At 56.2% G+C, this 25,600-nt stretch carries 22 protein-coding genes; 17 read left to right on the forward strand and 5 right to left on the reverse strand.

The features are described 5' to 3' along the window. The first annotated feature begins 129 nt into the window (after positions 1-129). From HOP44_RS14130 to HOP44_RS14150, 5 genes are all read left to right on the forward strand, one after another. Entirely contained in the window at positions 130-1,818 is a 1,689-nt protein-coding gene (locus HOP44_RS14130) for a type 2 periplasmic-binding domain-containing protein (protein WP_172254418.1), read from the forward strand. A 187-nt stretch (positions 1,819-2,005) separates the two neighbouring features. Beyond that, entirely contained in the window at positions 2,006-2,896 is an 891-nt protein-coding gene (locus tag HOP44_RS14135; RefSeq protein ID WP_172254420.1) for an ABC transporter permease, read from the forward strand. Between the two features lie 51 nt (positions 2,897-2,947). After that, positions 2,948-3,826 (forward strand): carbohydrate ABC transporter permease, encoded by an 879-nt coding sequence (locus tag HOP44_RS14140; RefSeq protein ID WP_172254422.1) that lies wholly within the window; start codon positions 2,948-2,950, stop codon positions 3,824-3,826. A 628-nt stretch (positions 3,827-4,454) separates the two neighbouring features. Beyond that, positions 4,455-6,482: a beta-galactosidase gene (locus HOP44_RS14145; RefSeq protein WP_172254772.1), complete on the forward strand. Its 2,028-nt coding sequence runs from the start codon at positions 4,455-4,457 to the stop codon at positions 6,480-6,482. A 239-nt stretch (positions 6,483-6,721) separates the two neighbouring features. Then, positions 6,722-7,648: an NADP-dependent oxidoreductase gene (locus HOP44_RS14150; RefSeq protein WP_172254424.1), complete on the forward strand. Its 927-nt coding sequence runs from the start codon at positions 6,722-6,724 to the stop codon at positions 7,646-7,648. Between the two features lie 155 nt (positions 7,649-7,803). Here HOP44_RS14150 and HOP44_RS14155 read toward each other — a convergent pair whose 3' ends face one another. Next, positions 7,804-8,895 carry a VanZ family protein gene (locus HOP44_RS14155; RefSeq protein ID WP_172254426.1) on the reverse strand — a complete coding sequence of 364 codons (1,092 nt, stop codon included), beginning with the start codon at positions 8,893-8,895 and terminating at the stop codon, positions 7,804-7,806. A gap of 140 nt (positions 8,896-9,035) precedes the next feature. Between HOP44_RS14155 and HOP44_RS14160 the strand changes: the two genes are divergently transcribed. Next, entirely contained in the window at positions 9,036-9,917 is an 882-nt protein-coding gene (locus tag HOP44_RS14160) for a CHAD domain-containing protein (RefSeq protein ID WP_172254428.1), read from the forward strand. A 160-nt stretch (positions 9,918-10,077) separates the two neighbouring features. Here HOP44_RS14160 and HOP44_RS14165 read toward each other — a convergent pair whose 3' ends face one another. The 4 genes from HOP44_RS14165 to HOP44_RS14180 all read right to left on the reverse strand — a co-directional run bounded on the left by HOP44_RS14165 (position 10,078) and on the right by HOP44_RS14180 (position 15,273). Then, entirely contained in the window at positions 10,078-10,788 is a 711-nt protein-coding gene (locus HOP44_RS14165; RefSeq protein ID WP_172254430.1) for an S-layer homology domain-containing protein, read from the reverse strand. A 257-nt stretch (positions 10,789-11,045) separates the two neighbouring features. Next, positions 11,046-12,464: an aldehyde dehydrogenase gene (locus HOP44_RS14170; RefSeq protein WP_172254432.1), complete on the reverse strand. Its 1,419-nt coding sequence runs from the start codon at positions 12,462-12,464 to the stop codon at positions 11,046-11,048. Between the two features lie 339 nt (positions 12,465-12,803). After that, complete coding sequence (locus HOP44_RS14175; protein ID WP_172254434.1) at positions 12,804-13,868, reverse strand: hemolysin family protein; 1,065 nt, start codon at positions 13,866-13,868, stop codon at positions 12,804-12,806. Between the two features lie 100 nt (positions 13,869-13,968). After that, positions 13,969-15,273: a hemolysin family protein gene (locus HOP44_RS14180; RefSeq protein ID WP_172254436.1), complete on the reverse strand. Its 1,305-nt coding sequence runs from the start codon at positions 15,271-15,273 to the stop codon at positions 13,969-13,971. Positions 15,274-15,609: 336 nt separating this feature from the next. Between HOP44_RS14180 and HOP44_RS14185 the strand changes: the two genes are divergently transcribed. The 11 genes from HOP44_RS14185 (at position 15,610) to HOP44_RS23175 (ending at position 25,524) form a co-directional block, all read left to right on the forward strand. Beyond that, positions 15,610-16,560 carry a sulfurtransferase gene (locus HOP44_RS14185; RefSeq protein WP_172254438.1) on the forward strand — a complete coding sequence of 317 codons (951 nt, stop codon included), beginning with the start codon at positions 15,610-15,612 and terminating at the stop codon, positions 16,558-16,560. A 240-nt stretch (positions 16,561-16,800) separates the two neighbouring features. Then, the gene (locus HOP44_RS14190) at positions 16,801-17,670 is read left to right on the forward strand and encodes a GNAT family N-acetyltransferase (RefSeq protein WP_172254440.1); all 870 of its coding nucleotides are present in this window, start codon (positions 16,801-16,803) and stop codon (positions 17,668-17,670) included. A 140-nt stretch (positions 17,671-17,810) separates the two neighbouring features. Then, positions 17,811-18,530 carry an SDR family NAD(P)-dependent oxidoreductase gene (locus HOP44_RS14195; RefSeq protein WP_172254442.1) on the forward strand — a complete coding sequence of 240 codons (720 nt, stop codon included), beginning with the start codon at positions 17,811-17,813 and terminating at the stop codon, positions 18,528-18,530. Between the two features lie 370 nt (positions 18,531-18,900). Further along, positions 18,901-19,902 (forward strand): LacI family DNA-binding transcriptional regulator, encoded by a 1,002-nt coding sequence (locus tag HOP44_RS14200; RefSeq protein ID WP_172254444.1) that lies wholly within the window; start codon positions 18,901-18,903, stop codon positions 19,900-19,902. A gap of 90 nt (positions 19,903-19,992) precedes the next feature. Then, entirely contained in the window at positions 19,993-20,895 is a 903-nt protein-coding gene (rbsK, locus tag HOP44_RS14205) for a ribokinase (RefSeq protein WP_172254446.1), read from the forward strand. Continuing rightward, entirely contained in the window at positions 20,892-21,299 is a 408-nt protein-coding gene (rbsD, locus tag HOP44_RS14210) for a D-ribose pyranase (protein ID WP_172254455.1), read from the forward strand. Before rbsK ends, rbsD begins: the two co-directional genes overlap by 4 nt. Before the next feature lie 11 nt (positions 21,300-21,310). Further along, entirely contained in the window at positions 21,311-22,792 is a 1,482-nt protein-coding gene (locus tag HOP44_RS14215) for a sugar ABC transporter ATP-binding protein (protein ID WP_172254457.1), read from the forward strand. 1 nt (position 22,793) lies between these two features. Further along, on the forward strand, positions 22,794-23,765 hold the full coding sequence (gene rbsC, locus HOP44_RS14220; RefSeq protein ID WP_172254459.1) for a ribose ABC transporter permease RbsC: 972 nt from the start codon (positions 22,794-22,796) through the stop codon (positions 23,763-23,765). A 20-nt stretch (positions 23,766-23,785) separates the two neighbouring features. Next, the gene (gene rbsB, locus HOP44_RS14225; RefSeq protein WP_172254461.1) at positions 23,786-24,718 is read left to right on the forward strand and encodes a ribose ABC transporter substrate-binding protein RbsB; all 933 of its coding nucleotides are present in this window, start codon (positions 23,786-23,788) and stop codon (positions 24,716-24,718) included. A gap of 92 nt (positions 24,719-24,810) precedes the next feature. Beyond that, positions 24,811-24,975: a hypothetical protein gene (locus HOP44_RS23170; RefSeq protein ID WP_343059896.1), complete on the forward strand. Its 165-nt coding sequence runs from the start codon at positions 24,811-24,813 to the stop codon at positions 24,973-24,975. Positions 24,976-24,984: 9 nt separating this feature from the next. Further along, a complete protein-coding gene (locus HOP44_RS23175; protein ID WP_343059897.1) occupies positions 24,985-25,524 on the forward strand; it encodes a sulfurtransferase in 540 nt (179 codons plus the stop codon). Positions 25,525-25,600: the final 76 nt, after the last annotated feature.

Consider the following 25,600-nt stretch of genomic DNA (forward strand, 5'->3'; position numbering starts at 1 on the left):
TCCGCTTTTTGCTTTTTTCAGCCGCATTGCTTTCCAAAGGTGCAGGAATGTTTCAAACGCGACATAGGCCGTGTCCGCAGCCCGTCCTATAATAAAGAAGCAAGGCAGATGACACGAGGGGGAAACAACATGAAAGCGATATCCGGCAAAAGATGGCTGCCGCTGCTCGCGGCCGGCGCAATGCTGGCAACGACGCTCGCAGGCTGCTCCGGCGGAGGCAAAACGGAAGAAAGCGCGGCAGGTTCGGCGCCAAACGTTGAGAACGCATACAAAGAGAAATATGATCCGCCGGTTACGATTTCGACCGCATGGGGCGTCGATCCGGCATTGACTTTCAAAAACGGCGAAACGATCGAAAATAGCGTAGCGACCAAATGGGCCAAAGAACAATTCGGCATCGAGATCAAGTCGCTCTGGTCGGTCACCGATACCAACGGCGCTTTTGGCACCAAACTCCGTCTGGCCATGTCTTCGGGACAGGATATGCCCGATCTGCTGACTATCGGTACCGCCGACAACCAGATCGCGCAGGATCTGATCGACTCCGGCATGTACGAAGAAGTCGGTCCGCTGTTCGACAAATATGCCTCCGATACCTGGAAAGAAGCGATGAATCAGGATCCCAACGTCTGGAACGCCTATACGCGGAATGGCAAGAAAATGGGGATCCCGGTACTCGATTACGCCTACAACCACGATTATTTGCTCTGGATCCGTCAGGACTGGCTGGACAAGCTGAACTTGAAAGCTCCGAAGACGATCGACGAGATGGAAAAAGTCATGGACGCGTTCAAGAACCGGAATCCGGACGGACTGTCGCCGGATCAGGTCGTTCCGCTGAGTATCGGCTTCAAGACCTCGATGAATACCTGGATGGGCGATCCGTCCTGGATCTTCGGCGCTTACGGCACGCTGCCGCAGCAGTGGAACCTGGGCGAAGACGGCAAACTGGCATACGGATCGACCGACCCCGCCACGAAGGAAGGCCTGCAGAAGCTGAGCGGCTGGTTGGCCAAAGGCTATATTCCGCAGGAAGCGGCGCTGTGGGACGAGAACAAAACCGCGGAGCCGGCAGTTGCAGGCACGGCGGGCATGATCCCGGGACCTTACTGGATGAGCGGATGGCCGCTCAAAGACACCGTGCAAAATGCGCCGAACGCGGTATGGACCCCGATCGAAATTCCGGTCGGACCGGAAGGCAAAACGATGAGACACGGGACGCAGTTCACGAACGGCGTCACGCTGATCAAAAAAGGCATGGAGCATCCCGAAGCCTTCTTCACTTACCAGAACTATCTGTTCGACAACTATGCGAATCCCGAGCCGGGCAGCCCTTACGACAACGGCCTGTTCGCGGGATACGATTATCAGCTTGACGCCAACGGCAAGCAGCTTCCGATCGAAGAAATCGACGGCGGTTACGTGAACGTCGTACGCTACCTGCTCGTTCGCGACGGCGCCCGTATTCCGGATGCGCAGATGAAAGCCCTGCAGAGTCTGGCCGAAGGCAACGAACCGAAGACCAAGCTGGAAAAAGACGTTGCGGTCAACTACGGTCCCGAAACGCCGGCAGCGGCACAGGTTCTGCTGAAGCAGGACGATATCTCTTACAAGAACATGTTTACCGGTCCGACGACCGAAACGATGAAGAGCAAAATGGATTACCTCAACAAGATGGAAAACCAGACGTTCAACGAAATCATTTACGGCAAAAAACCGGCCGATGCGTTCGACGAGTTCGTCAGCACATGGAAAGCCGGAGGCGGCGATCAGATCACCCAGGAAGTGAATGCCTGGTACGATGAGGTCAAACCGTAATTCGCAGCCCGCAGCCCGCAGCTGCCGCTCCGCTTCGCCTAACCTGGCGGATAGCGGGGCGGCAGGCGGGAAGCTGAGGTCAAGATCGAAGCGCTCTGCGGCAAATGCGGAGATTGAAGGCGGCAGGGAGCTTTCCCTGCGGCCTTTGCTTTCCCGTGCCCTTTTTTAGTCGAAGGAGGAATCCCGTTTGAAAACGTTAAAAAAAACCTGGCCGCTCCACTTGATGCTTCTGCCGGCGATGATCTTTCTGATCGTATTCAGTTTCATTCCGATGGGCGGCATCGTGATGGCGTTCCAGGATTACAAACCCTGGCTTGGCATCGGCGGCTCCGAGTGGGTAGGATTGGACAATTTCCGCTATCTGTTCGAACGGGAAGACAGCGTCCAGGTCATCTGGAATACGCTCATTATTGCCATACTGAAACTGGTCTTTAACCTAGTTGTTCCGTTCGTTTTTGCCATTTTGCTGAATGAAGTCCGCAAAACGGCGCTGCAGCGCGGGATTCAGACTCTTGTCTATCTGCCGCACTTTCTGTCTTGGGTCATCCTCGGCGGCATCCTGATCGACCTGCTCGCCACCGGCGGCCTGGTCAACCGGACTCTCGGATTCTTCGGATTCGGGCCTTACTTCTTCCTGGGCGACAACGATTTGTTCCGCTTCACGGTGGTCCTGTCGGATATCTGGAAAGAGTTCGGTTACAGCACGATTATCTTCCTGGCGGCGCTTGCCGGTATCGATCCTTCCCAGTATGAAGCGGCCGAGATCGACGGCGCAACGCGCTTGAAGCAGACGCTGCATATTACGATTCCGTCGCTGATTCCTATTCTGATGGTGGTCGGCACACTCGCACTCGGCAACGTACTCAACGCCGGTTTCGACCAGATCTTCAACCTGTACAACCCGCTCGTGTATGAAAAAGGCGACATCATCGATACTTTCGTGTACCGGACAGCGATCCTCAACGGGGAAATGGGCTTCGGAACGGCAGTCGGATTGTTCAAATCGATGATCAGCATGGTTCTGATCCTGATCTCGTATCGTCTCGCCTACAAATGGGCCGGGTATCGCATTTTCTAATTCGGACGCCGCGCAGCCGCGCGGTCCGTATCCGGGGAAAGAGGGAATTCCATGTATCATAAAACGAAAGGCTACCGCATCTTCAGCGTCTTGAATACCTGCTTTCTGATCTTTCTCGCCGTGTTGTGCATCATTCCGCTGATTCACGTTCTGGCCGTCTCGTTCAGTGCCAAAGCGGCCGCGGATGCCAATCTCGTCGGTCTCTGGCCGGTCGGTTTCTCGCTGGAAGCCTACAAAAAAACAGCCGCCAATCCGCTGTTCCTGCATTCGCTCTGGGTATCCGTCCTGCGTACGGTTGTCGGTACCGCGGTGACGCTGCTGATTACGTTCCTCGCCGCATACGCCCTGTCCAAAGAAAACAGCGTATTCAAAGGACGCGACGTCTACTCCTGGCTGTTCGTGTTCAGTATGATCTTCAACGGCGGCCTGGTTCCTTTTTATATCGTGATTCAAAAGTTGGGCCTGATCAATTCGTTCTGGGTGCTGGTCCTGCCGGGTGCGGTAAATACGTTCCTGGTCATCCTGATGCTGAATTTCTTCCGGGGGATTCCGAAAGAACTGGAAGAAGCGTCGCTGATCGACGGAGCCGGCCATTTCCGCACATTGTTCAGCATCTTCCTGCCAATCTCCCTGCCTTCGATCGCGACCGTGGCGCTGTTCAGCATGGTGTTTCATTGGAACTCCTGGTTCGACGGACTGCTGTATCTCAACAATGCCAAAGACTTCCCGCTCGCCACGTTCCTTCAGACGGTTATCATTCAGCAGGATATGAGTTCCATGAGCATGAATCCGAAGGAAATGGAATTGATCTCGCAGACAACCGTCAAAGCGGCCCAGATCTTTATCGGCAGCGCGCCGATCCTGATCGTCTATCCGTTCCTGCAAAAATACTTCGTCAAAGGCATGACCGTCGGCTCGGTGAAAGGCTGATCCGACCGTCATCCCGGAATCCGGCTGCTTTTGCAAAAAACGGCGGTGGGTGTGCGTACTTGGGCGCTGCGGGGTGAAAGGTCTGCGATCGCTGTCTCACCCTGATTTTCCGATTTTATTACACACATAGCGGTGAAAATCAGGGTTCAAAGGCGATCTTTGACTCTTTCACCCCTTCGCTCGGTACGCACGCTGCCGAGTTTTACCAAAGAAAGCGCGAATGCCGCATAACTCGTTCAGCCGTTCCCTTCGACTCCGAGAAGGGGAGAGGACCGGCTGTTGTTCGCCAAGCCGGACAAACCCCGATAGAGGAAATCGTTCCGGCAGCGCGAAACTTAATGGATAAAGATCTTGCCCTTCTCCACCCATCTCCATGGCGGTCGGCAAGCGGAGGACAAAGGGAGGTGCAGAAGCGGAGCGTTCGCCTTTGAAATTCGATTCTCACCCTACAGCTTGTTTTGTACAATCAAGGAGAATCGAATTTCAACAGCGATCGAAACCCCCTTTGTCCGCAGTGCGTTCCAACCGCCACATCCCCCAACCGCCATCCCCCCTTTTTTCATATATCAGAAGGAGAGTGACCCAAGTGACCTACGTTTACCCGCCTGTGAGCGACAAAGTTCCGCATATGCTGCACGGAGCCGATTACAATCCGGAGCAGTGGCTCCGTTACCCCGAAGTGCTGGAAGAAGATATCCGCCTGATGAAGTTGGCCAAATGCAATGTCATGTCCGTCGGCATTTTCTCGTGGGCCATGCTGGAGCCGGAAGAAGGCGTGTTCACGTTCGAATGGCTCGATCAGGTGCTGGACCGCTTCGCGGCAAACGGCATCTACGCGCTGCTCGCGACGCCGAGCGCCGCACGGCCGGCTTGGATGGCGCAGAAGTATCCGGAAGTGCTGCGCACCGAAGAGAACCGCGTCCGCAATCTGTTCGGATTCCGGCATAATCATTGTCCGACTTCGCCGGTCTACCGCGAGAAGACGTCGATCATCAACCGCAAGCTGGCCGAGCGTTATTCGCAGCATCCGGCCGTCATCGGTTGGCATATTTCCAACGAGTTCGGCGGCGACTGCCACTGCGGGCTGTGCCAAGCCGAGTTCCGCGCATTCGTCCAGGAGAAGTACGGTACGCTCGACGAGCTGAATCATGCCTGGTGGACAACGTTCTGGAGCCACACCGTAACGGATTGGTCGCAGGTCGAATCGCCGGCTCCGCACGGCGAGAAGCAGGTGCATGCGATGAACCTCGATTGGCGCCGGTTCGTCACGCAGCGCACGGTCGATTTCGTCAAGCACGAAACGGTGCCGCTGCGGGAGATCAATCCCGATCTTCCGGTCACGACCAACTTCATGGAATTTTACGAAGGATTGGACTACTGGAAATTCGCGGACGCCCTCGATTTCCTGTCCTGGGACAGCTACCCGACCTGGCACGATGCCGATACGGAATCGAAGCAGGCCGCGAAGATTGCCATGATGCACGATATCGTCCGGTCGATCAAGGGCGGCCGACCTTTCCTGCTGATGGAGAGCACGCCGAGCCTGACCAATTGGCAGGACGTCAGCAAACTGAAGCGTCCGGGCGTTCACCTGCTCTCTTCGCTGCAGGCTGTTGCACACGGTTCGGACAGCGTCCAGTATTTCCAATGGCGCAAGAGCCGCGGTTCGAGCGAGAAGCTGCACGGCGCGGTCGTCGATCACGTAGGGAACGAACATACCCGGGTATTCGGGGATGTGACGGACGTCGGATCCGTGCTCGAAGGCATGGACCGGGTTGTCGGGACGTCGGTACCGGCCGAGACGGCGGTCATCTTCGATTGGGAGAACCGCTGGGCCGTCAACGACTCGCAGGGTCCGCGCAATATGGGCGTGAAGTACGAGCAGACCGTGCAGAGCCATCACGAAGCGCTGTGGAAGCTCGGCGTGCCGACGGATGTCATCAGCATGGATGCCGATTTTGCCAAGTACAAATTAATTGTGGCTCCCATGCTGTACATGGTGCGCGAAGGCGTAGGCGAGCGTCTGGAGAAGTTCGTCGAAAACGGCGGAACGCTCGTTGTCACCTACTGGTCGGGCATCGTGAACGAGACCGACCTGTGCTTCCTCGGCGGATTCCCGGGACCTCTGCGCAGCGTGCTGGGCATCTGGTCGGAAGAGCTGGAAGGGCTGCATGACCGCGACCGGAACGGTCTGCGTCTGAACGGCCGCGGCGAACTCGGACTGTCCGGCGAATACGGGATTTCCGAGATGTGCGATCTGATCCATCTGGAGAACGCGGAAAGTCTGGCGGAATACGTGTCCGATTTCTATGCGGGACGTCCCGCGCTGACCGTCAACCGCTTCGGCAGCGGCGAAGCCTATTATATGGCAGCCCGCACCGGCGGTTCGTTCCACGACGATTTCTATTCCGCGCTGGTGCGGCGTGCCGGAATCGAACGGACGCTTGATGTCGCCCTGCCATCCGGCACGTCGGCACATCTGCGTACGGATGGAGAGAACGACTTCGTGTTTGTCCAGAACTATACGCCGGAAGCCGTGATTTTCCCGCTGGATCGCCGGGTCTACCGCGATCTCCACAGCGGCGGGCAGGTTGGAGCGGAACTGGAACTCGCTCCGTACGATATCCGCGTGTTGGAACGCCGGAGAAACGGATAGAAGCCAGAAGCCCATATCGATAGGCTGCAGCCGAGATTTGATTTAGACCCGGCGACTCGGCTTTGTACCCGGTTCCCGCGAACGCCGTTTACAACTTGACATTGCCGAAACAAGCCCGTTCGACCCCTTTTTCCCTATCGGAAGAAGGGTTTTTCACGTTTTACAGGGTTTTAACAAAAGAAAGGGGTAATAGCAGGGGAAGCAGAGCCAACCCTGCTACAGAAAGGTGAGGATGAAATTTGAAAGCAATCGTGATTAACGAGTTTGGCGGACCGGATAAGCTGCGTGAGCAGAATGTACCCGAACCGAAGATCGATGCGAACCAGATCCTGATCAAGCTGTATGCGACATCGGTGAACCCCGTGGATACCAAGATCCGGGAAGGGGCGCTCGGCGCGGCTGCCGGCGAGTTTCCGCTGATTCTGGGCGGCGACGTGGCCGGTATTGTCAAGGAAGTGGGAGACAATGTAAGCCGCTTCAAGCCGCGCGATCCCGTATTTGCCCGGCCGAGAGTGTTCGGAACCTATGCCCAATATGTGGCGGTAGACGCGGACATTGTCGTCAAAAAACCGGAAAATCTGAGTTACGAAGAAGCGGCAGCGATTCCTCTTGCGGGAATGACGGCCTGGCAGGCGCTGGTGGATCACGGCAAAGTCAAAGCGGGCGACAAGGTGCTGATTCATGCGGGAGCCGGCGGCGTCGGTACGATGGCAATCCAGATTGCCAAATACCTGGGGGCCGAAGTGGCTTCGACGGCCAGCGGCAAGAACGAAGAGCTGCTGAAGTCGCTAGGAGTGGACCATTTTATCGATTATAAAAAAGAAGACTTCTCCGAGGTACTCTCGGATTACGATATGGTACTCGATACGATGGGCGGCGATATTCAGCACAAAAGCTTCAAGGTGCTGAAAGCGGGCGGCCATCTGGTCTCGATCCTTGAAAAGCCCGACGAGAATCTGGCCAAAGATCTCGGCATCCATACGGCCCACTTTATGATGGAGCCCAAAGGCGAACAGCTCGAGAAACTGGCCGATCTGATCAAACAGGGCAAGCTGAAGCCGGTGATCGACTCGACGCATTGGCTGAGCGAAGAAGGGCTGCGCAATGCACACGCCAAAAGCGAAAGCCACCATGCGATCGGCAAAATCGTAATTCGCGAGAAATAAAGCAGTCCGACCGAAAAAAACGCTCGTTTGCCGATCGGCGTGAAATATTCGGCCAAAAGGAAGCCTCCCGGCATACGGGAGGCTTTTTCATAAGATTCGGAATCTGAAAAGGGCATCGAACCGTCTTTTCGCATCCGCTCGACGCGAATCGACCGCTAATTTTTTTTATCCGCGATCCGCTGCTTCGTTCCGCTAAGTTTTTCGTAAAAAAGCGGTCTGCCGGGTTTGAATACGCAGAGAAAAAGATGGATGGCGAAGCCGGCGTTCAGGATCAATACGACCAGCGCCAGCACTCCCGCGGCAATGCCGCTTCCCGCCGAAGCCGGGAGCAGCTGAAGGCTGCCGAGGGCGCCGTACAATAGACCCTGCCGCATGGCAAGTTCACGAAGGGAAGGCGTATCGCCTGCCGACCCGACGATACGGATGCGCACCAGCCATTTGCCCGGCGTGAAGCCTTTGGTCCATAACGGCAGCAGGATGAAGTAAGCGCCGGTCACGAGCCAGTAGGCAAACAGCCCCGGCGGCTCCCGTTCTCCCGTCAGCATGTTCAACGGAATGTTCCATATGAAATAGTCAATGAAGAAAGCCAGCATCCGGCGGGAATACGAGACCCTTTTCCCAAGCAGGTCCACGCCGTCGTCCAATCGCTCCATGTTCGGCAGGCGACGGCTTACCCACTCCGCGGCCAGCACCCCAAGCATGCCGCCGGCCGTGTTGGCGATCAGGTCGTCGACGTCGAAAAACCGGTACGGATAATCGAAAATTCCGAACACGCCGGTCAACTGCGTAATCTCGAAAAAGGCGGACAGCAGAAACGAGGCGAGCAGGCAAAGAAGCGCGGAAGCCCGAAAATAGTAGCGCACGAACAAGCCGAACGGAATCGTGAGCAGCACGTTGAAAGCTACCTGGAGAAAAGCGAATTCGGTAAATATGCGTATGTAAGTCAAAGGTTGGCCGGGAACGACCGCCGATTCGCGCAGGATGTCCGAAACGAACCGAAACGGAATCGGCTGTACGGTCGATCCGCCGGGCGATTCGTTATGCACGGAATCCGGAAAAGGCAGGAGGACCAAAAAATAAGCGCACATCAAATACAACAAAAACAAATAAAGCACAAAGCCGCGCCATTTGTTGATATACCCGTGACGCCGGAATTGCACGATCAGAAAAGGCAGCGTAAACAGCGCTGCAGCAAGCGGAAACCAAAGCACGGCGGAGTTGATCGAATCCAAATAAGGCTGCAGCATCGATATTCCTCGCTTTCTCTTATCCATATAACCGAAAGACGGCCGGAAATATCAGCTCGACGAGACTTTTTTCGGGTAATGGTAGGTACAGACAGCGATGGAGCATATAGAGGGAGCCCACAGAAAAGGAGTCGAATCGAATGAGCAACGAACAAGATCAATACGTATTGACGATTCAGGAAGATATGCCGGAGCTGCTCGAACAGTGGCGGGAAGCGCTGGACGAGTTGTATGCGGAATTCCGCAAGCGCAGCCGGGCCGCTTTGAAAGACTATGACGTGGAAGACGTGCATCAAGCCAGGGTGAGCGCGCGCAAGCTGCTGACGCTGCTGCCGGTGCTCGATCCCGACGACGAGACGGGATTGTACCGCCCGATCAAGCAGGCGCAAAAGCGCTTCGGCCGGGTGCGGGACGCGGACGTGCTGATCGGCGAGTTCAAACAGCTGCGAAAAGAATCCCGGGAAGCCGGACGCGAAGAAGAAGCCGGATTGTTCAAACGCATGGCCAAGCTGGAAAAGGAAGAGCGGCGCGGCCGGCGTAAAAAACTGAGCGCCAAGCTGCCGAAGATCGTGAACGGGAAGCTGGATCGCCGGTGGAAAGCATTCCTGCAGGACAGCCTGCCGGAGTTGGTCGGACGTGCCGACGTTGGCGCCAGCATGCGCGAGCTGAAAGACGATTACCGCAAACGGCGGCATGTTTATCAGGTGACATCGGATCGGGAAGGCAAATACAGCGAACCGGCGCTGGAAGCGCTGCATCAAGTGCGGATCGCGGCCAAGCGCTGCCGATATACGGCGGAAGCGGCGGCGTTCGCGCTTGGCGACAAACAGGCCGAAGAGGCCGAACGTTTCAAAAACGTGCAAAAAAGGCTCGGCGAAGTCAACGACCGGCACGTGCGCATCCAGATCGCCGAAGATTACGGCCCGGAAGCGCTTGGTGCGGACGAGGAGAACTGGAAAGCTTTCCGGGAACGGCTCGGCGGGCAGTTGAAGGAAGCGCTGGGCGAAGTGGGCGACTTGTAACAGACGCCGACGGCAGCGCCGCCGCGAATAAGAAATGGCCGAAAAGCGGCTCCCTTCAAAGGAGCCGCTTTTCGGGCGCGAAGAATACCGTCCTTCAATCGCGCAGTCTGCTTGATTCCGGTTCGAAGAAAGCGTTCCGAACGCCGGCCGATTCCGACCTTTATTCGGCAGGTTGATCCGAATCTGCCGGCATGTCCGGCGCGGAATCGGGAGCTTCCGGCAGATTCTTCAGGAATTCGAGGGAGTCGTACAGCATGACGGCGGCTTCGGCGCGGGTGATTTCGGACTTCGGATGAAAATCGCCTTGGGGATCGAGCTTCACCAGGCCGCGAGCGAGCGCCCGCTGGATCGAACCCTGGTACTCGACCGTCAGCTCGTCTTCGTCGCCGATCGCTTTGGGAATAAGCTTGATCTTCGGCAGATTATGAGTCTTCTCGATCGCCTGCATCAGATAATGGGTGTAGGTTTCTTTGGTCATCGGGGCGGAAGGATCGACGGATTCCGGGATCTCGATTCCGTTGAAGTGCGCATTGATAAACGCTTCCGCATACCAGGCGTCGTCTTGGATAGACGGGAACAAATCGCTCGCCATCGGCACTTTGCCGGCTTCGAACGAGACGGCCGCCAGACTGAGCCGCAGGCCGCCGGCGATGAACTGCACGCCCTGCGCCTGATTCAGGATACCCTGCGGATTGAATGACGAAGGACTCACTCCTTTGACGAGCTGTTGGTTCTTGAGCGATTCGATCTTCGACTTGCCGGTGACGCCGTTCAGGTCGCCGAATCCGGCACCCGCCGCGAACAGTTGGCCGCCAAGCGACAAGGACAGTACGGACACTGCCAATACGGAGCTTACGCTTTTCTTATTCATGGATGATTCCTCCTCGGGTTGGCGGACGGGCGCAGGATCGGCTGGGAATATTCCGCTTCGTTTGTCGTTCTTACTGCCCTAGACGCTGCCGGGAGACAAAATGTTGCAGCGGGGGTATCGGAATCGGAGCCAATCCGGCTAAGGCGGCAAACTGTACGTGCCCATACGCCAAAAAGCCGTTTCCCGGCGGAATGCTTCCGCGGGAAACGGCTTTGGCGGGTACCGGAGCCGCTTTGCGGCGGACCGGTATGCAGATCTTATTTGAGCAGTTTTTTCACCATATTGAGCTGTTCATCGCCGTAAGGAGGGAAGAACATCGTCGATCCGCTTTCGGCGGAAGGTCTTTTCAGGATACCTTTCTGGTGCGAGAACGTCTTCAGGGTGTGCATGCCGTGATAGGCACCCATGCCCGATGCTCCTGTTCCGCCGAACGGCAGATGCGGGTTCGAGACATGCAGCAGCGTGTCGTTGATACATCCGCCGCCGAACGGAACTTTCTCCAGTACGCGGTTCTGGACTTCTTCGTCGGTCGTGAACAGATAGAGCGACAGTGGCCGCGGATGGGAGTTTACCTGGCGGATGGCGTCATTCAGGTCGGTGTAAGTCAGCACCGGCAGAATCGGTCCGAACAATTCTTCCTGCATGCTCGCGGCATCCCAGGAATCGATATCCAGCAGCGTCGGCTCGATAAACTTCGTTTCGCGGTCGCCGTTTCCGCCGAAGACGATCTTGTCCTTGTCTTTCTCGAGGATTTCGGTCAGACGGTCGAAGTGGCGATGGTTGACGATCCGGCCGAAGTCCGGGCTGCTCCACATGTCTTCGCCGAGGAACTCGCGGATCGCGTTCTTAAGCGCAATCAGAAGCTGGATCTTCTTGCTCTCGTGGACGAGTACATAATCCGGCGCAATGCAGGTCTGGCCGGCATTCACGAGCTTGCCCCAGATAATCCGCTTGGCCGCCATGCGCAGATCGGCTTGTTTGTCGACGATCGCCGGGCTTTTGCCGCCCAGTTCCAGGGTTACCGGAATCAGCTGTTTGGCCGCCGCTTGGGCGACGATCCGGCCCACTTCCGTGCTGCCCGTGAAGAAGATATAGTCGAACGGCGAGTTGATCAGCGCGTTGACCGTATCTTTGCCGCCTTCGACGACCCGGACATAATGGTCTTCGAACACGTCGGCAAGCAGCTGCTTCACGACGCGCGAGACGTTCGGCGTGCTGTCGGACATCTTCACGACCGCGCAGTTGCCGGCCGCGATCGCGCCGACCAGCGGTTCCATGACCAGCTGGAACGGATAGTTGAACGGACCGATAATCAGCACGGTTCCGTAAGGTTCGTTGATCACGAAGCTGCTTGCGCCGGCCAGCGTAATCGGTGTCGGTACGCGCTGCGGCTTGGACCAGCGGTAGAGCTCTTTGCTGATCTCCGTAATGGTGTTCAAGACAAAACCGATCTCGGTCGTGTAGGCTTCAAAAGCCGGTTTGCCCAGATCCTCCTGCAGCGCTTCGAGCAGTGCGGGTTCGTAACGCTGGATGGCGGCTTTGAGTTTCTCCAGACGCCGAATGCGGAATTTGTAGCTCCGTGTTCGGTCGGTATCGTAGAAGGCGCGATGCTCTTCCAGCATCTGCGCGACTTCTTCGGAATTCCATTCTTTTGCAATCGTATCCTGTTCGATCATAGGGTCGACCTCCTCGGGGGGTGGAATGCGTGAACCGGAAAATACCATTTAAGATTCTGTAAAAATCATAGAGCTTGGGAAGGGTCAAAGTCAAACCTGCCGGGTGCGCCGTGCTTGCCGCTGCTGCCGGCGTGGTCGCGGCAGCAGCCGTCCGGCACAAAACGACCTCAATAACTCTATTACCCACATTAGAGGGGGAGCGGCACAAAAATCGAATAAAAAGAAACGATTTCATCCGGATTCGAAAAGAAAAACATAAAAAAGCTCCGTTCTGCCGCAAAGGGCAGCCGGAGCCGTTTCGAACGGGGCGTCAGGTGGACGCATCCGCCCGCACCGCGATCAGAGAGGAGCAAGCGGCAGTCTGACGCCGTCCGCTTCGTCGCGAATATCGCCGACGATCTCTTCCAGAATGTCTTCCATGGTGACCAGACCGATCGTCCGCCCGGAAGCGTCCGTCACGGAAGCCATATGCACGCGGCTCTGCTGCATGGCAAGCATGACTTCGCGCAGGGTGGCCGTCTCGGTAAACTGGGGAAGCGCATGGATAAACCCTTCGATCCGTCCGTCTCTGCCCGCCGCAATGGCGGTCAGCACTTCCTTGCTGTGCACGAAACCGATAAACGTATCCGGGTTGCCGTTCGTAACCGGATAACGCGTATACTCGTGCTCGCTCAATTTTTCGACCAGTTCGCTCTGCGGCACTTCTTTGGGGATCTTGACGATCTTGTGCTCGGGAATCATGATCTCGCGAAGCGTACGATCGTCAAAAGCAAAGATGTTGCGCAGATATCCCTGCTCCGTCTTGTTGATCTCGCCGCTCTCGTAGCTCTGTTCGACCAGCCATCTCAGTTCTTCTTCCGAGTGAACCGATTCGTGTCCGGCCGGCTTGACGCCGAACAACCGGAGCAGCAGGGCGGCGGAACCGTTGAGCAGACGAATGAAAGGAGCCGTCATTCGGCCGAAACGGTACAGCGAAGGAGCGAGCATCAAGGTCATCTTCTCGGCAAACTGGATGGCCAGCGTCTTGGGAGCCAATTCGCCGATGACCACATGCAGGAAAGTGACAAGTGCCAGGGCGATTCCGTAGGAAAGCACGGTTGCGACCGTTTCCGGCACATCGAAATGATTGAAGACCGGGTGCAGCATCTTCTCGACCGTCGGTTCCCCGAGCGCGCCGAGCACCAGTGCGGTAATCGTGATGCCGAGCTGACAGGCGGACAAGTAATAGTCCAAGTCCTGCGCGACTTTTTTGGCCATGACGGCTTTTTTGTTGCCGTCCGCGACCAGTTGGTCAAGTCTCGACATCCGGACTTTCAGTATGGCAAATTCCGCGCCGACAAAAAAAGCGGTAAGACCGATAAACACGGCGACCAGAAAAAGGTTTAATGCAATTGATCCGTCCAATAAATTCCCTCGAAAAAGAGGGATTCACCTCCAGCGTAATTGGGATTTGGATATTCGGTTAGATTGAATCAGGGGACTTCGACGACCGATCGGGCCCGGGTTACTGCTCGGTGTAGCTGAGCTGCACCCGTTTGATCTGCAGATCGTCTTTTTCCGTAATGGTCCAGACATGGTCGTTCTCCGGCAGCGTTTCGCCTTCGAGAGCCGCGGTTCCCATCCGGTGCTGAATCCAGCCCCCGATGGTATCGGTATCGCTGCGCTCTTCGAAGGTGATGCCGAAACGCTTCTCCAGCTCGTCGAGCAGCACCAGTCCGCTGACCGCGTATTGGCGTTCGCCCGTCTGCCGGATTTCGGCGATCTCGTCCGCATCGAATTCGTCGCGGATATCGCCGACCAATTCCTCCAGCACGTCTTCCATGGTCACGACGCCGGCGGTACCGCCGTACTCGTCGACCACAAGCGCCATATGCATGCGTTCCAGCTGCATTTTGAGCATCGCTTCCTGGATCGGCGTCGCTTCCGATACGATCGGAATGCGGCGGATAAACTCTTCCAGTCTGCGCGCGCGTCCGACGATGATGTGAGGGAGCATCTTTTTCGCGTTGACGACCCCGATGATCCGGTCTTTGCTGCCTTCTTCGGTGACCGGATAGCGGGTATAGTAGTTCTCGTCGAGCACCTTGATCAATTCCGCATATTCCATATCCTTGTCGATCGTGACCAGCTGCGTACGCGGCACCATGATGTCGCGCGCTACGCGCTCGTCGAACGAAAAGACGTTTTCCATGTAAGACAGCTTCGTTTCATTGATTTCGCCGCCTTCGTAACTCTGCGCCATGATGATCTTCAATTCGTCTTCGGAATACACTTCGTCGTGTCCCGCGGGCTTGACCCCGAACAGGCGAAGCAGCACGCGCGCCGCGCCGTTGAGCGCCCAGATGAACGGATACATGACGCGTCCGAACCAATAGAGCGGGGAGGCCAGCAGCAGCGTCATCTTTTCCGCATACTGGATCGCCAGCGTCTTCGGAGCCATCTCGCCGACAACCACGTGCAGAAACGTCACCAGGAAAAAGGCAATGGCGTACGAAGCGACCGACGAAGCGGATGCCGAGACATTGAGCCAGTCGAAGACCGGATACAGCAGCAGCTCGACGGCCGGTTTGCCGATCGCGCCGAGTCCCAGCGCCGTGACGGTAATGCCGAGCTGGCAGGCGGACAGATAATAGTCCAGGTCGCCGGCGACCTTTTTGGCGATTACGGCTTTCTTGCTGCCTTCCGTAATCAGCTGGTCAAGCCGGGAGATCCGTACCTTGACGACCGCGAACTCCGAAGCGACGAAGAAGGCGGTAAGCGCGAGCAGTACGGCCAGAATCAATAAATTGACGATTGTCATTAGGTCCAATAAGTTCCCTCGTACGAGGGGTTCACCTCCAATGAAATTTTAACGATTGCGACAGTTCCGCCTCTCCAACGGGATTTCCGGTTGAAAGAGACAGGTCCAAGAAACGGTGGTTAACGTAAAATGATCGTTCAGCGCCTTCCCAAGTCTGCTGCCTCCCTCCTGAATGTATTACTTGTTACTATACCATAACCTTTAGTAACCATACAGGTCCGCGTTCGAGTTTTATGACTAAATCAAAAACAGACAAAATTTCCCGGAAGCGATTCGTTGGATTTCCCGCGGCGAAGGTGCTATTCTGAGAAAAAACTTACGCTGCGGAGAGGAGATCGAATCAACATGCAAAGTATCGTATCGAACAAATGGCTGCTCGCAAGGTTGTACGAACCCGGGCAGACGATCGTGGACTGCCGCTTTACCCTGGGACAGCCCGAAGCAGGCCGCGAAGCTTACGCCCAGGAGCATATCCCGGGAGCGATCCATCTGGATCTGAAGCAGGATCTGTCCGCGCCGGCCGGCGATCACGGAGGCCGTCATCCGCTGCCGGATCCGGAAGCGTTCGCGGCGAAACTGGCCAAGCTCGGGATCGGCAACGATACGCGCGTTGTCGCGTACGACGATGAAGGCGGCATGAACGCGGCCCGGCTGTGGTGGATGCTGCGCTGGATCGGACACGAGAACGTCGCTGTGCTGGATGGCGGATTCTCGAATTGGAAACAGGCGGGCTTCCCGGTGGACGACAAGCAGGCGGTCCGCGTGCCTTCGACCTTCACGGCGAACGTACAGCCTCATCTGCTGACCGACGTGGACGAAGTGCAGCGCATCGTCGGCACGCTCAAAGCCGAACAGATCGTGGAGAGCGTACACGAAGAAATGGCCGCCCAGCGCGGCGAAGTGCCGGTGCAGGATATCGAGATTCCGGCCGCTGCCAATCCCAAAGTCTTTTTCACCCCGGTGCTGATCGATTCCCGCGCTCACGACCGCTACCTCGGCCAGAACGAGACGATGGATCAGGTCGGCGGCCATATTCCCGGAGCGATCAATTTCTTCTGGAAAGACCTGTTCAACGAAGACGGATCGTACAAGGGTACGGAGGAGCTTGAGAAGCACTTCGAGGCGATCGACAAAGAAGCCGAGATCGTCGTGTACTGCGGCTCCGGCGTGAGCGCGACTCCGAACATCCTGGCGTTGGAGCAGGCGGGCTTCAAGAGCGTGCGGCTGTACGCGGGAAGCTGGAGCGACTGGATTTCGTATGACGATAATCCGGTGGCGACGGGGGAAGAGGTCTAAGATTTCAAGACCATAAAAAGAAGCGATTCCAAGCCGTGATCAAGGCCTGGAATCGCTTCTTTTTCATTATCCGTCCTCTCTCAGTCTCTATTCCTTTTTCATGATTATTGCTTCGCAGCAAGAACGGTTCATTGGCGACTTCAGATTTGATTTACGATCAGATCGATAGGGACAGAGCTCGGCGAGTCAGTCGTGCTTGGTTGAACGGCCCTGAATGACTGAAGAAAGAGAGGACATTCTATGACGATATATCGATTGGAACGAGCGGATCGAGACGAATTCGCTCTGAATCAGGTGATCTATTCGGCTGCGGATATCGAGATGTGGTACGACTGGAAGGCGCGTTTAGACGATACGAAGTTTACGGAAGAGTGTTATTGGCTTATGCAAGAAGATAAACGGTTCGGCGGAATTATTCAGCTTGGAGATACATTGATGTACCCGTTTCTGATTCCGCCAGCCGCAGACCGGAAGGTGTTCTGGACGGCGCTGATCAGCAGCTTAGGCATAGAAGTTCGGCAGATCAACGGTGTGCTGCAAAAGGATGTCGATATTCTGCTCTGCCTTGGATTCGAAGCTCAAACGATTCGTCAAGTGATGTGCAGTCCGACCGGATGCCAAGACGCTCCCGAGCTGGCGCAAGGGTTGACACTGTATGAATTGAACGACTCGACAGACCTGAATCCGATCAAAAATCTGATGCGGCGGGCCTATGAAGGAGGCATTGATTATGAATCGTTCGGCACGCCCAGTGAAGACGAACTGTTGGAAAATATTCGATACGTGCTCGATGTGTATCGGCATCGGAACCTGTCCATCCATGTGACAGAAGATCTCAGCGAAGAAGCAATCGGCGTTTGTCTGGCGGGAGTGGGCGAGCAAATGCCGCTTGGATTCGCAGAGATCGCGGAGATCGGTGTCGCGCCTTCGCATCAGGGCTTGGGGATCGCGGAATTTATGCTGCGTTATGTCAAAAAGCAGGCCGGTTCCTGCTCGGATGTCGTTAAATTATGCGTTACGGTTGGCAATCCTGCGGCGAATTTGTATCAAAAAATGGGTTTTCAGGGCGCCCCGTCGTTTACGAATATGAGCCGAACGGCGATGAAGTAAGCGTACGAAGTTCAAAAGCCCGCTTTCCCGTTTTAATGAAATCTTCATTACAATTTCGAGCGAGTATTATATGCTGACGAGTGAGCAGACATTGATGAACGGCACAAGCACACCAAAAAGCAAATAAAGGAGAATCGATCATGAAAAGTCATCTCATCTTCGGAGCCAGCCAAGGACTCGGAGATGCTTTTGCAAGAGGATTGCCCAAGGCGGGGGATAAAATATGGTTGGTATCGCGGAGCCGTCCGTCCAGCCTCGAGCTGCAAGACGGCGTCGAACGAATCTGGATTCCGGCCGACCTGTCCGAAACGGGAGCCGCCCCTATCATTTTTGAGCACGTTCAACAGGAGCAGCTGGACGTGGTTGTTTACAATGTAGGCATTTGGGAAAAAGAAGGTTTCGAGGATCACTACACCTTCGATCGAGACGCACCCGAGCACATCAGCCGCATGATTCAGACCAATATTACTTCCGCGATCGTGTGCCTGCAGGGCCTTCTGCCGAATCTGCGTCGGTCCGATTCCGGCAGGATCATCCTGATCGGCTCGACAGCGGGATTGAGCAGCGCGAACAATACCCAAGTGACCTTCGTAGCTTCAAAATTCGCAATCCGCGGCATCGGTGAAGCGCTGCGCGAACATTTGCGTCAGGATCGGATCGCTGTCACCTGCATCAATCCGGGCGAGTTGGCTGCCGAGATTCCGTATGCAGAGGGACGGGAGCGCGCATTGGAGGCTTATGGGGGGACACGTATTCCTTTGCAGGACGTGGTCGATTTGACAAACTGCCTGATCGGTTTATCCCCGGCTGCCTGCGTCAAAGAGATTCATCTTCCGGCCATGACCGACACGAACGCCTGATTTTTATATGAAAAACGACTCGCTTCATGCGCAGTCGTCTCCGGCACCCACGCAAATACGATCCGCTCGCAGGACCGAGCTGTACGCGGGAAGCTGGAGCGATTGGATCTCGTATGGGGATAATCCGATCGCGACGGCACGTACGGCATATCGGTGTTGGAACGGAATTGCACCCAACGTGCAAATAAGTTCGATGAGAAGAGAATCACGCTTCAGCCTGCTGCCCGCACATTGGCCGTCCAACTAATCGATCAAGGCTTAGCCGACGAATCGGTTAACCTTTTATTCGCTTTCGTTTCTAAAAGTCTTGAAAGCGGTTTAAACTTATGATATTTTATGTGTAACCGGTTACTCATTCGAGGTGAAAAGCATGGTCACGATAAAAGATGTCGCAAAACACGCAGGCGTATCGGTAGCTACCGTATCGCGGGTGCTCAACGAAACCGGCTATGTGCACGAAGATACGCGCCGCATGGTGGAAAAGGCGATTCAAGAACTGAATTACACGCCCAACGAGGTGGCCCGTTCCCTGTACAAGCGCAAATCGAAATTGATCGGATTGCTGCTGCCGGATATTACGAACCCGTATTTCCCGCAGCTGGCCCGGGGCGTGGAAGACCGGATGCAGGAAAGCGGATTCCGTCTGATCTTCGGCAACAGCGACGAAAGCGAGCAGAAAGAGCGCGATTATATCCAGACGTTCGTGCAAAATAACGCGGTCGGCATCATAGCGTCCACCAATTTTCCGGGCATGGACTTTTATCGCCGTTTAAAAATACCGGTCGTCTTTTTGGATCGGATCTCCAGCGACCGCCCTGCGGTCTATGCGGACGGACGCGAAGGCGGCCGGATCGCCGCACAGGAGATCATCGGGCGGGGCAGCCGCCGAATCGCCGTACTGCAAGGCCCGGCGCATATCCGTCCGGCGCAGGATCGCTTTCAGGGGGCCGTCGAAGTGCTTCAAGACACGGGAGTCGCCTACGAAGTGATTCGGACCGCGTCGTTCGCGCTGAAGGAGGCGGAGGAGAAAGCGAAAGAGCTGTTCGCTTCGTTTCCCGATACGGACGGGGTAATCGCCAGCAACGATATGGCGGCGATCGCCGTACTGCACGAAGCGCTCCGGTTAGGGAAAAAGGTACCGGAAGAGGTGCAGATTATCGGCTTTGACGATATTCCGCTGATCGGACTATTGTCCCCGCCGCTGTCGACGATCCGCCAACCCGCTTACGATATGGGCTACAAAGCGGCAGAGTTGATGATCCGATTGATCGAAGGGCAAACGGTGGAGCTGCGGAATATCCAGATGCCCGTCGAGTTTGTCGAACGGGGCAGTACGCGAAAAAAGCCGGAGAACGAATACGTTGACCGCTGACTTCCAGAGTCGATACGGTTAACGTACAGGCGGTTTTATCCCTTTAATCCTAGGCTTATCTAAAAAAACAGAAAAAAGGCGGGAATAAGCATGAGCGCATATATGAAAAAACAGCCGCGCGTCGTCGTGGTCGGAAGCTGTTCGATGGATCTGGTCGTAACGTCTTCCAGACGGCCGGGGGCCGGGGAGACGGTGCTTGGAGAAAGCTTCAAGACCGTGCCGGGCGGAAAAGGAGCCAACCAGGCGGTAGCCGCGGCCCGGCTGGGCGCGGACGTCTCCATGATCGGACGGGTCGGCGACGATTCGCTGGGGCAGACCATTTTGGACAACCTGAAGCAAAACGGTGTTTGTGTAACTAATGTGGAACCGGTTACACATTGCGAAAGTGGAACGGCGCATATCATTTTGGCGGAAGGCGATAACAGCATCATCTTCGTCGAAGCGGCCAACCGCCAGGTCACGCCCGAATACGTGGAAAAAGCGCGCACGGTGATCGAACAGGCCGACATCGTATTGATTCAGCAGGAGATTCCGGCCGAGACCGTACTGCTGGTCAGCCGCATTTGCAAGCAGTCCGGCGTTCCTTTGCTGCTGAATCCCGCGCCCGCCCGTCCGGTGGAAGCGGAAGTGATCGAAAACTGCGCGTATTTGACTCCGAACGAGCACGAAGCGAGTCTATTGTTCGACGGAGCGGAGCTCGGCGAAAGTTTGCGTAAGTATCCGAATCGCCTGATCGTAACGGAAGGAAGCCGCGGCGCCCGTTATTTCGACGGACAAGAGGAAGCGGTCGTGCCTTCTTATCCGGTCGAAGCCGTCGATACGACGGGGGCGGGCGATACGTTCAATGCGGCATTCGCGGTCGCTTTGGCCGAAGGAAAAAGCATCGCGGACAGCTTGCGGTTCGCCAACCGCGCGGCTTCGTTGTCCGTTACCCGCTTCGGCGCGCAGGGCGGCATGCCGAAGCGCGAAGAAGTGGAGGAGGCGCTGGCATGAAAAAACACGGCATACTGAACAGCCATATATCCAAAGTCTTGTCTGATCTGGGGCATACCGATTACATCGTCATCGCCGACCTCGGCCTTCCGGTGCCGCCCGGCGTGCCCAAGATCGACTTGGCGTTGACCTACGGCGTTCCCGGTTTCGAGCAGGTGGTCGAAATTGTGGCCGCCGATATGGAGATCGAGCAAGTCACGATCGCGGAAGAAATGATCGGGCAAAACGAAGCGGCTTACGCTTTCATGCACCGGACTTTCGAAGCGGCGCCGATCGAATCATGCAGCCATGAAACGTTCAAAAAGCTGACCGCGGGAGCCAAAGCCATTATCCGTACCGGCGAAGCCAAGCCTTATGCCAACTGTATTTTATACGCCGGCGTTTGTTTCGGCAACGAAGAATAGGAGGAAGCGGCATGCATATCGAAATGCGGGGCATTCATAAAGCTTTCGGCACGAACCAGGTATTGAAAGGCGTCGATTTCGAACTTGGGGAAGGCGAAGTTCATGCGCTGATGGGCGAGAACGGCGCGGGCAAGTCCACATTGATGAATATCTTGGTCGGGCTGCACGCGCTGGACGAAGGCCGTATCGCGGTCGACGGAAAAGAAACGTATTTCGCGAATCCCGGCGAAGCCGAAAAGCGCGGCATCACGTTTATCCACCAAGAACTGAATATTTGGCCGGAAATGACCGTGCTCGAGAATCTGTTTATCGGCCGGGAACTTAACCTGCCGTACGGACTGCTGGATACGCGGAAAATGAAACGCCTTGCCCGTGAACAGCTTCGGCGCTTGTCCGTCGATCTGCCGCTGAACAAGGAAGCCGGTGCTTGTTCGGTCGGACAGCAGCAGATGATCGAAATCGCCAAAGCGTTGATGACGGAGGCCAAAGTCATCATCATGGACGAGCCGACGGCGGCATTGACCGAACGCGAAATCGTCAAGCTGTTCGAAATCATTCGTTCGCTGAAAGCCGAAGGCGTGTCCGTCGTATACATTTCGCACCGAATGGAAGAGATCTTCGCGATCTGCGACCGGATCACCGTGATGCGCGACGGCATTACGGTGGATACGAAAGAGATCCCGGCGACGAACTTCGACGAAGTCGTGCGCAAGATGGTCGGACGCGAACTGACCGAGCGTTATCCGAAGCGGAATCCGAAGCCCGGCGACGTCATATTGGAAGTAAAAAACGCGACGCGGCGCGGATTGTTCGAAAATGTCAGCTTCAACGTCCGGGCCGGGGAAGTCGTCGGCTTTTCGGGTCTGATGGGCGCGGGGCGCACGGAAATCATGCGGGCGATCTTCGGTCTGGACAAGCTCGACGGCGGAGAGATCGTGCTGCGGGGCAAAAAGATCAACATCCGCCGCCCGGAAGACGCAGTGCGGCACGGAATCGGCTTCATTACCGAAGACCGCAAAGACGAAGGCCTTGTGCTCGATTTCTCGATTCGCGAAAACATGGCGCTGCCGAACCTGTTCAGTTTTACGTCCAAGGGCTTTATTTCATCGCGCAAAGAGCGCGAGTTCGTGGATACGCTGGTCAAGCGATTGCAGGTCAAAACGCAGTCCGCCGAAACGCCGGCCAGGAGCCTGTCGGGAGGCAACCAACAAAAGGTCGTCATCGCCAAATGGATCGGCATCGGACCGAGCCTGCTCATTCTCGACGAACCGACGCGCGGCGTGGACGTGGGCGCCAAGCGTGAAATCTATCAGTTGATCAACGAGCTGACGGACCGCGGCGTGGCGATCATTATGGTGTCCTCCGAGCTTCCCGAAGTACTGGGCATGAGCGATCGGATCATCGTGATACATGAAGGCCATATCGGCGGCGAGCTTGCAGGCAGCGAAGCGACGCAGGAAAACATTATGACTTTAGCGACAGGGGGACAATAAGATGCAAAAATCAGCTTCCGCAGCCGATTCCGGCAAACGTTTCAAATTATCGGAGGTTACGCAAAAACTCGGTCCATTGCTCGGTTTTATCATTCTGGTCATGATCGTATCCATATTGAACCCGGCATTTTTGGAACCGCTTAACATTCTGAATCTGTTTCGCCAGGTGGCGATTAACGCGCTGATCGCGTTCGGCATGACCTTCGTCATTTTGACCGGCGGCATCGACCTTTCGGTCGGTTCGATCCTGGCGTTATCCAGCGCCTTCGTCGCGAATCTCATGCTGGCCGGCGTCGACCCGATTCTGGCGATTCTGATCGGCTGTATCGCCGGCGCGATTATGGGCGCGATCAACGGGCTGTTGATCACGAAAGGCAAAATGGCTCCGTTCATCGCGACGCTTGCCACGATGACCGTTTTCCGGGGCTTGACGCTCGTCTACACCAACGGAAATCCGATTACGGGCCTGGGCGACGACCTATCGTTCCAATTGTTCGGCCGCGGTTATTTCTTGGGGATTCCGGTCCCGGCCATTACCATGATGATCATGTTCGCGATCCTCTGGACCATTTTGCATAAAACGGCTTTCGGCCGCAAAACGTACGCGATCGGCGGCAACGAAAAAGCGGCCATCGTATCGGGCATTAAAGTACACCGCGTCAAGATCATGATCTACAGCTTGGCCGGCCTGCTGTCCGCGTTGGCGGGCGCCATCCTGATGTCCCGTCTGAATTCCGCGCAGCCTACGGCCGGACAATCGTACGAGCTGGACGCGATCGCGGCGGTCGTGCTGGGCGGAACCAGCCTGACGGGCGGACGCGGATGGATCGTCGGCACGCTGATCGGCGCGCTGATCATCGCCACGCTGAACAACGGTTTGAACCTGCTCGGCGTCTCCTCGTTTTTCCAGATGGTGGTCAAAGGCGTCGTGATCCTGATTGCCGTACTGATCGACCGCAAGCGGTCGGCTTAAAACAGAAAGAAGGTGACCCTATGAAAAAATTAACGACTACGCTCGCCGCTTTGCTGGTGGTCCTGATGCTCGCCGGCTGCTCCATGCAGCCGCCGGCATGGGCCAGAACCGATAATGCCTCCGACTCCGGCAAGATCAAAATCGGGTTGTCGATCTCGACCTTGAACAATCCGTTCTTCGTCTCGCTCAAAGACGGCGTGACGGCGGAAGCGCAAAAGCTGGGAATCGAAGTGATCGTCGTCGATGCGCAAAACGATTCGGCCAAACAAAGCAACGACGTGGACGATCTGCTTCAGCAGGGCGTGAACGCGCTGCTGGTGAATCCGACCGACTCGGCCGCGATCTCTTCCGCGGTGCAGGCGGCCAACGTGCTGGATATTCCGGTTATCGCGCTCGACCGCTCCGCGGATCAAGGCGACGTGAAGGCGCTTGTCGCATCCGACAATGCCAAAGGCGGACAGATGGCGGCCGAGTATCTGGTACAGCAGCTCGGCGAAGGCGCTAAAGTGATCGAGCTGCAGGGCGTGCCGGGCGCGTCCGCGACCCGCGAGCGGGGACGCGGCTTCCACGAAATTGCCGACGTGCAGCTCGACGTGATCGCCAGCCAAGCGGCCGATTTCGACCGCACCAAAGGATTGACCGTCATGGAAAACCTGCTGCAAGGCAATCCGGGCGTGCAGGCCGTATTCGCGCATAACGACGAAATGGCGCTCGGCGCGATCGAAGCCATCGAAAGCTCGGGCAAGGATATTCCGGTCGTCGGCTTCGACGGAAACGACGATGCGCTGACCTCGATCCGGAACGGCAAACTGACCGCGACCGTGGCCCAGCAGCCGGATCTGATCGGCCAACTGGCCGTGAACGCCGCGCGCGACGTGCTTCAAGGCAAGGAAGTGGAGGCCTCCATTCCGGCACCTTTGAAGCTCGTAACCAAAGAAGATTCGCAGCCTTAAAGCCGAAAACGACCTCGAAATCTGCATAAAAGCAGAGAACGGGGTCGTTTTTTTGGCATAATGCGGATATTCTAAAAACTAAAACGGAAGAATTGTTCGCGATCGCCGAACAGATCGTGGTCGGCGTCGAAGAAGAGATGGCGGCCGAACGCGGCGAGCGGGAAGAAAGCAGGGCCGTGCCCGCACCCTCGAATCCGGTAATCTTTTTCACTCCGGTATTGATCGACTCCCGGGCGTACGACCGCTACCTCGGCTAGAACGAGACGATGGACACGGTCGGCGGGCATATTCCGGGAGCGGTCAATTTCTTCTGGAAAGACTTGTTCAACGAAGGCGGATCGTACAAGAGCACCGAAGAGCTGGAGAAGCACTTCGAAGGCATCGACAAAGAAGCCGAGATCTTCGCGTACTGCGGTTCCGGCGTCAGCGCGCCCCGAACATTCTGGCGCTGGAGCAAGCCGGGTTTAAAAGCGTGCGTCTGTAGGCGGGAAGCTGGAGCGGCTGGATTGCGTATGGCGACAATCCGGTGGCGCCGGGGGAAGAAGTGTAAGGCGGTTTGGAGCAGGGAAGTCCGCGGGCTTTTTGCTGATCTCGAAACGGAACAGGAAGGACTACCTTTTCTTAAAGCCCGATACTCGATCCACTATGAGGCTTCCTTTGTTTGGTTTGTATTCAAGAAGCGACTATCCCCGTCAATAATGTCGCTTGCCGTTAATGTGGGTCGCTCCGGCCGTGCTAAATCTCTGAACACAAAATGCAGATCAAAACGCGTCGCGCTCAAGCACTCCCTTATCTCGGAGCCGTGATCGAAACCCCGGCTTTCCATCCTCAAAATTCGCCTTCTCGGTCGGGTGTGCGGACAGAGAGTTTCGTTTGCTATAA

Source organism: Saccharibacillus deserti (assembly GCF_013618475.1).
GTDB lineage: Bacteria > Bacillota > Bacilli > Paenibacillales > Paenibacillaceae > Saccharibacillus > Saccharibacillus deserti.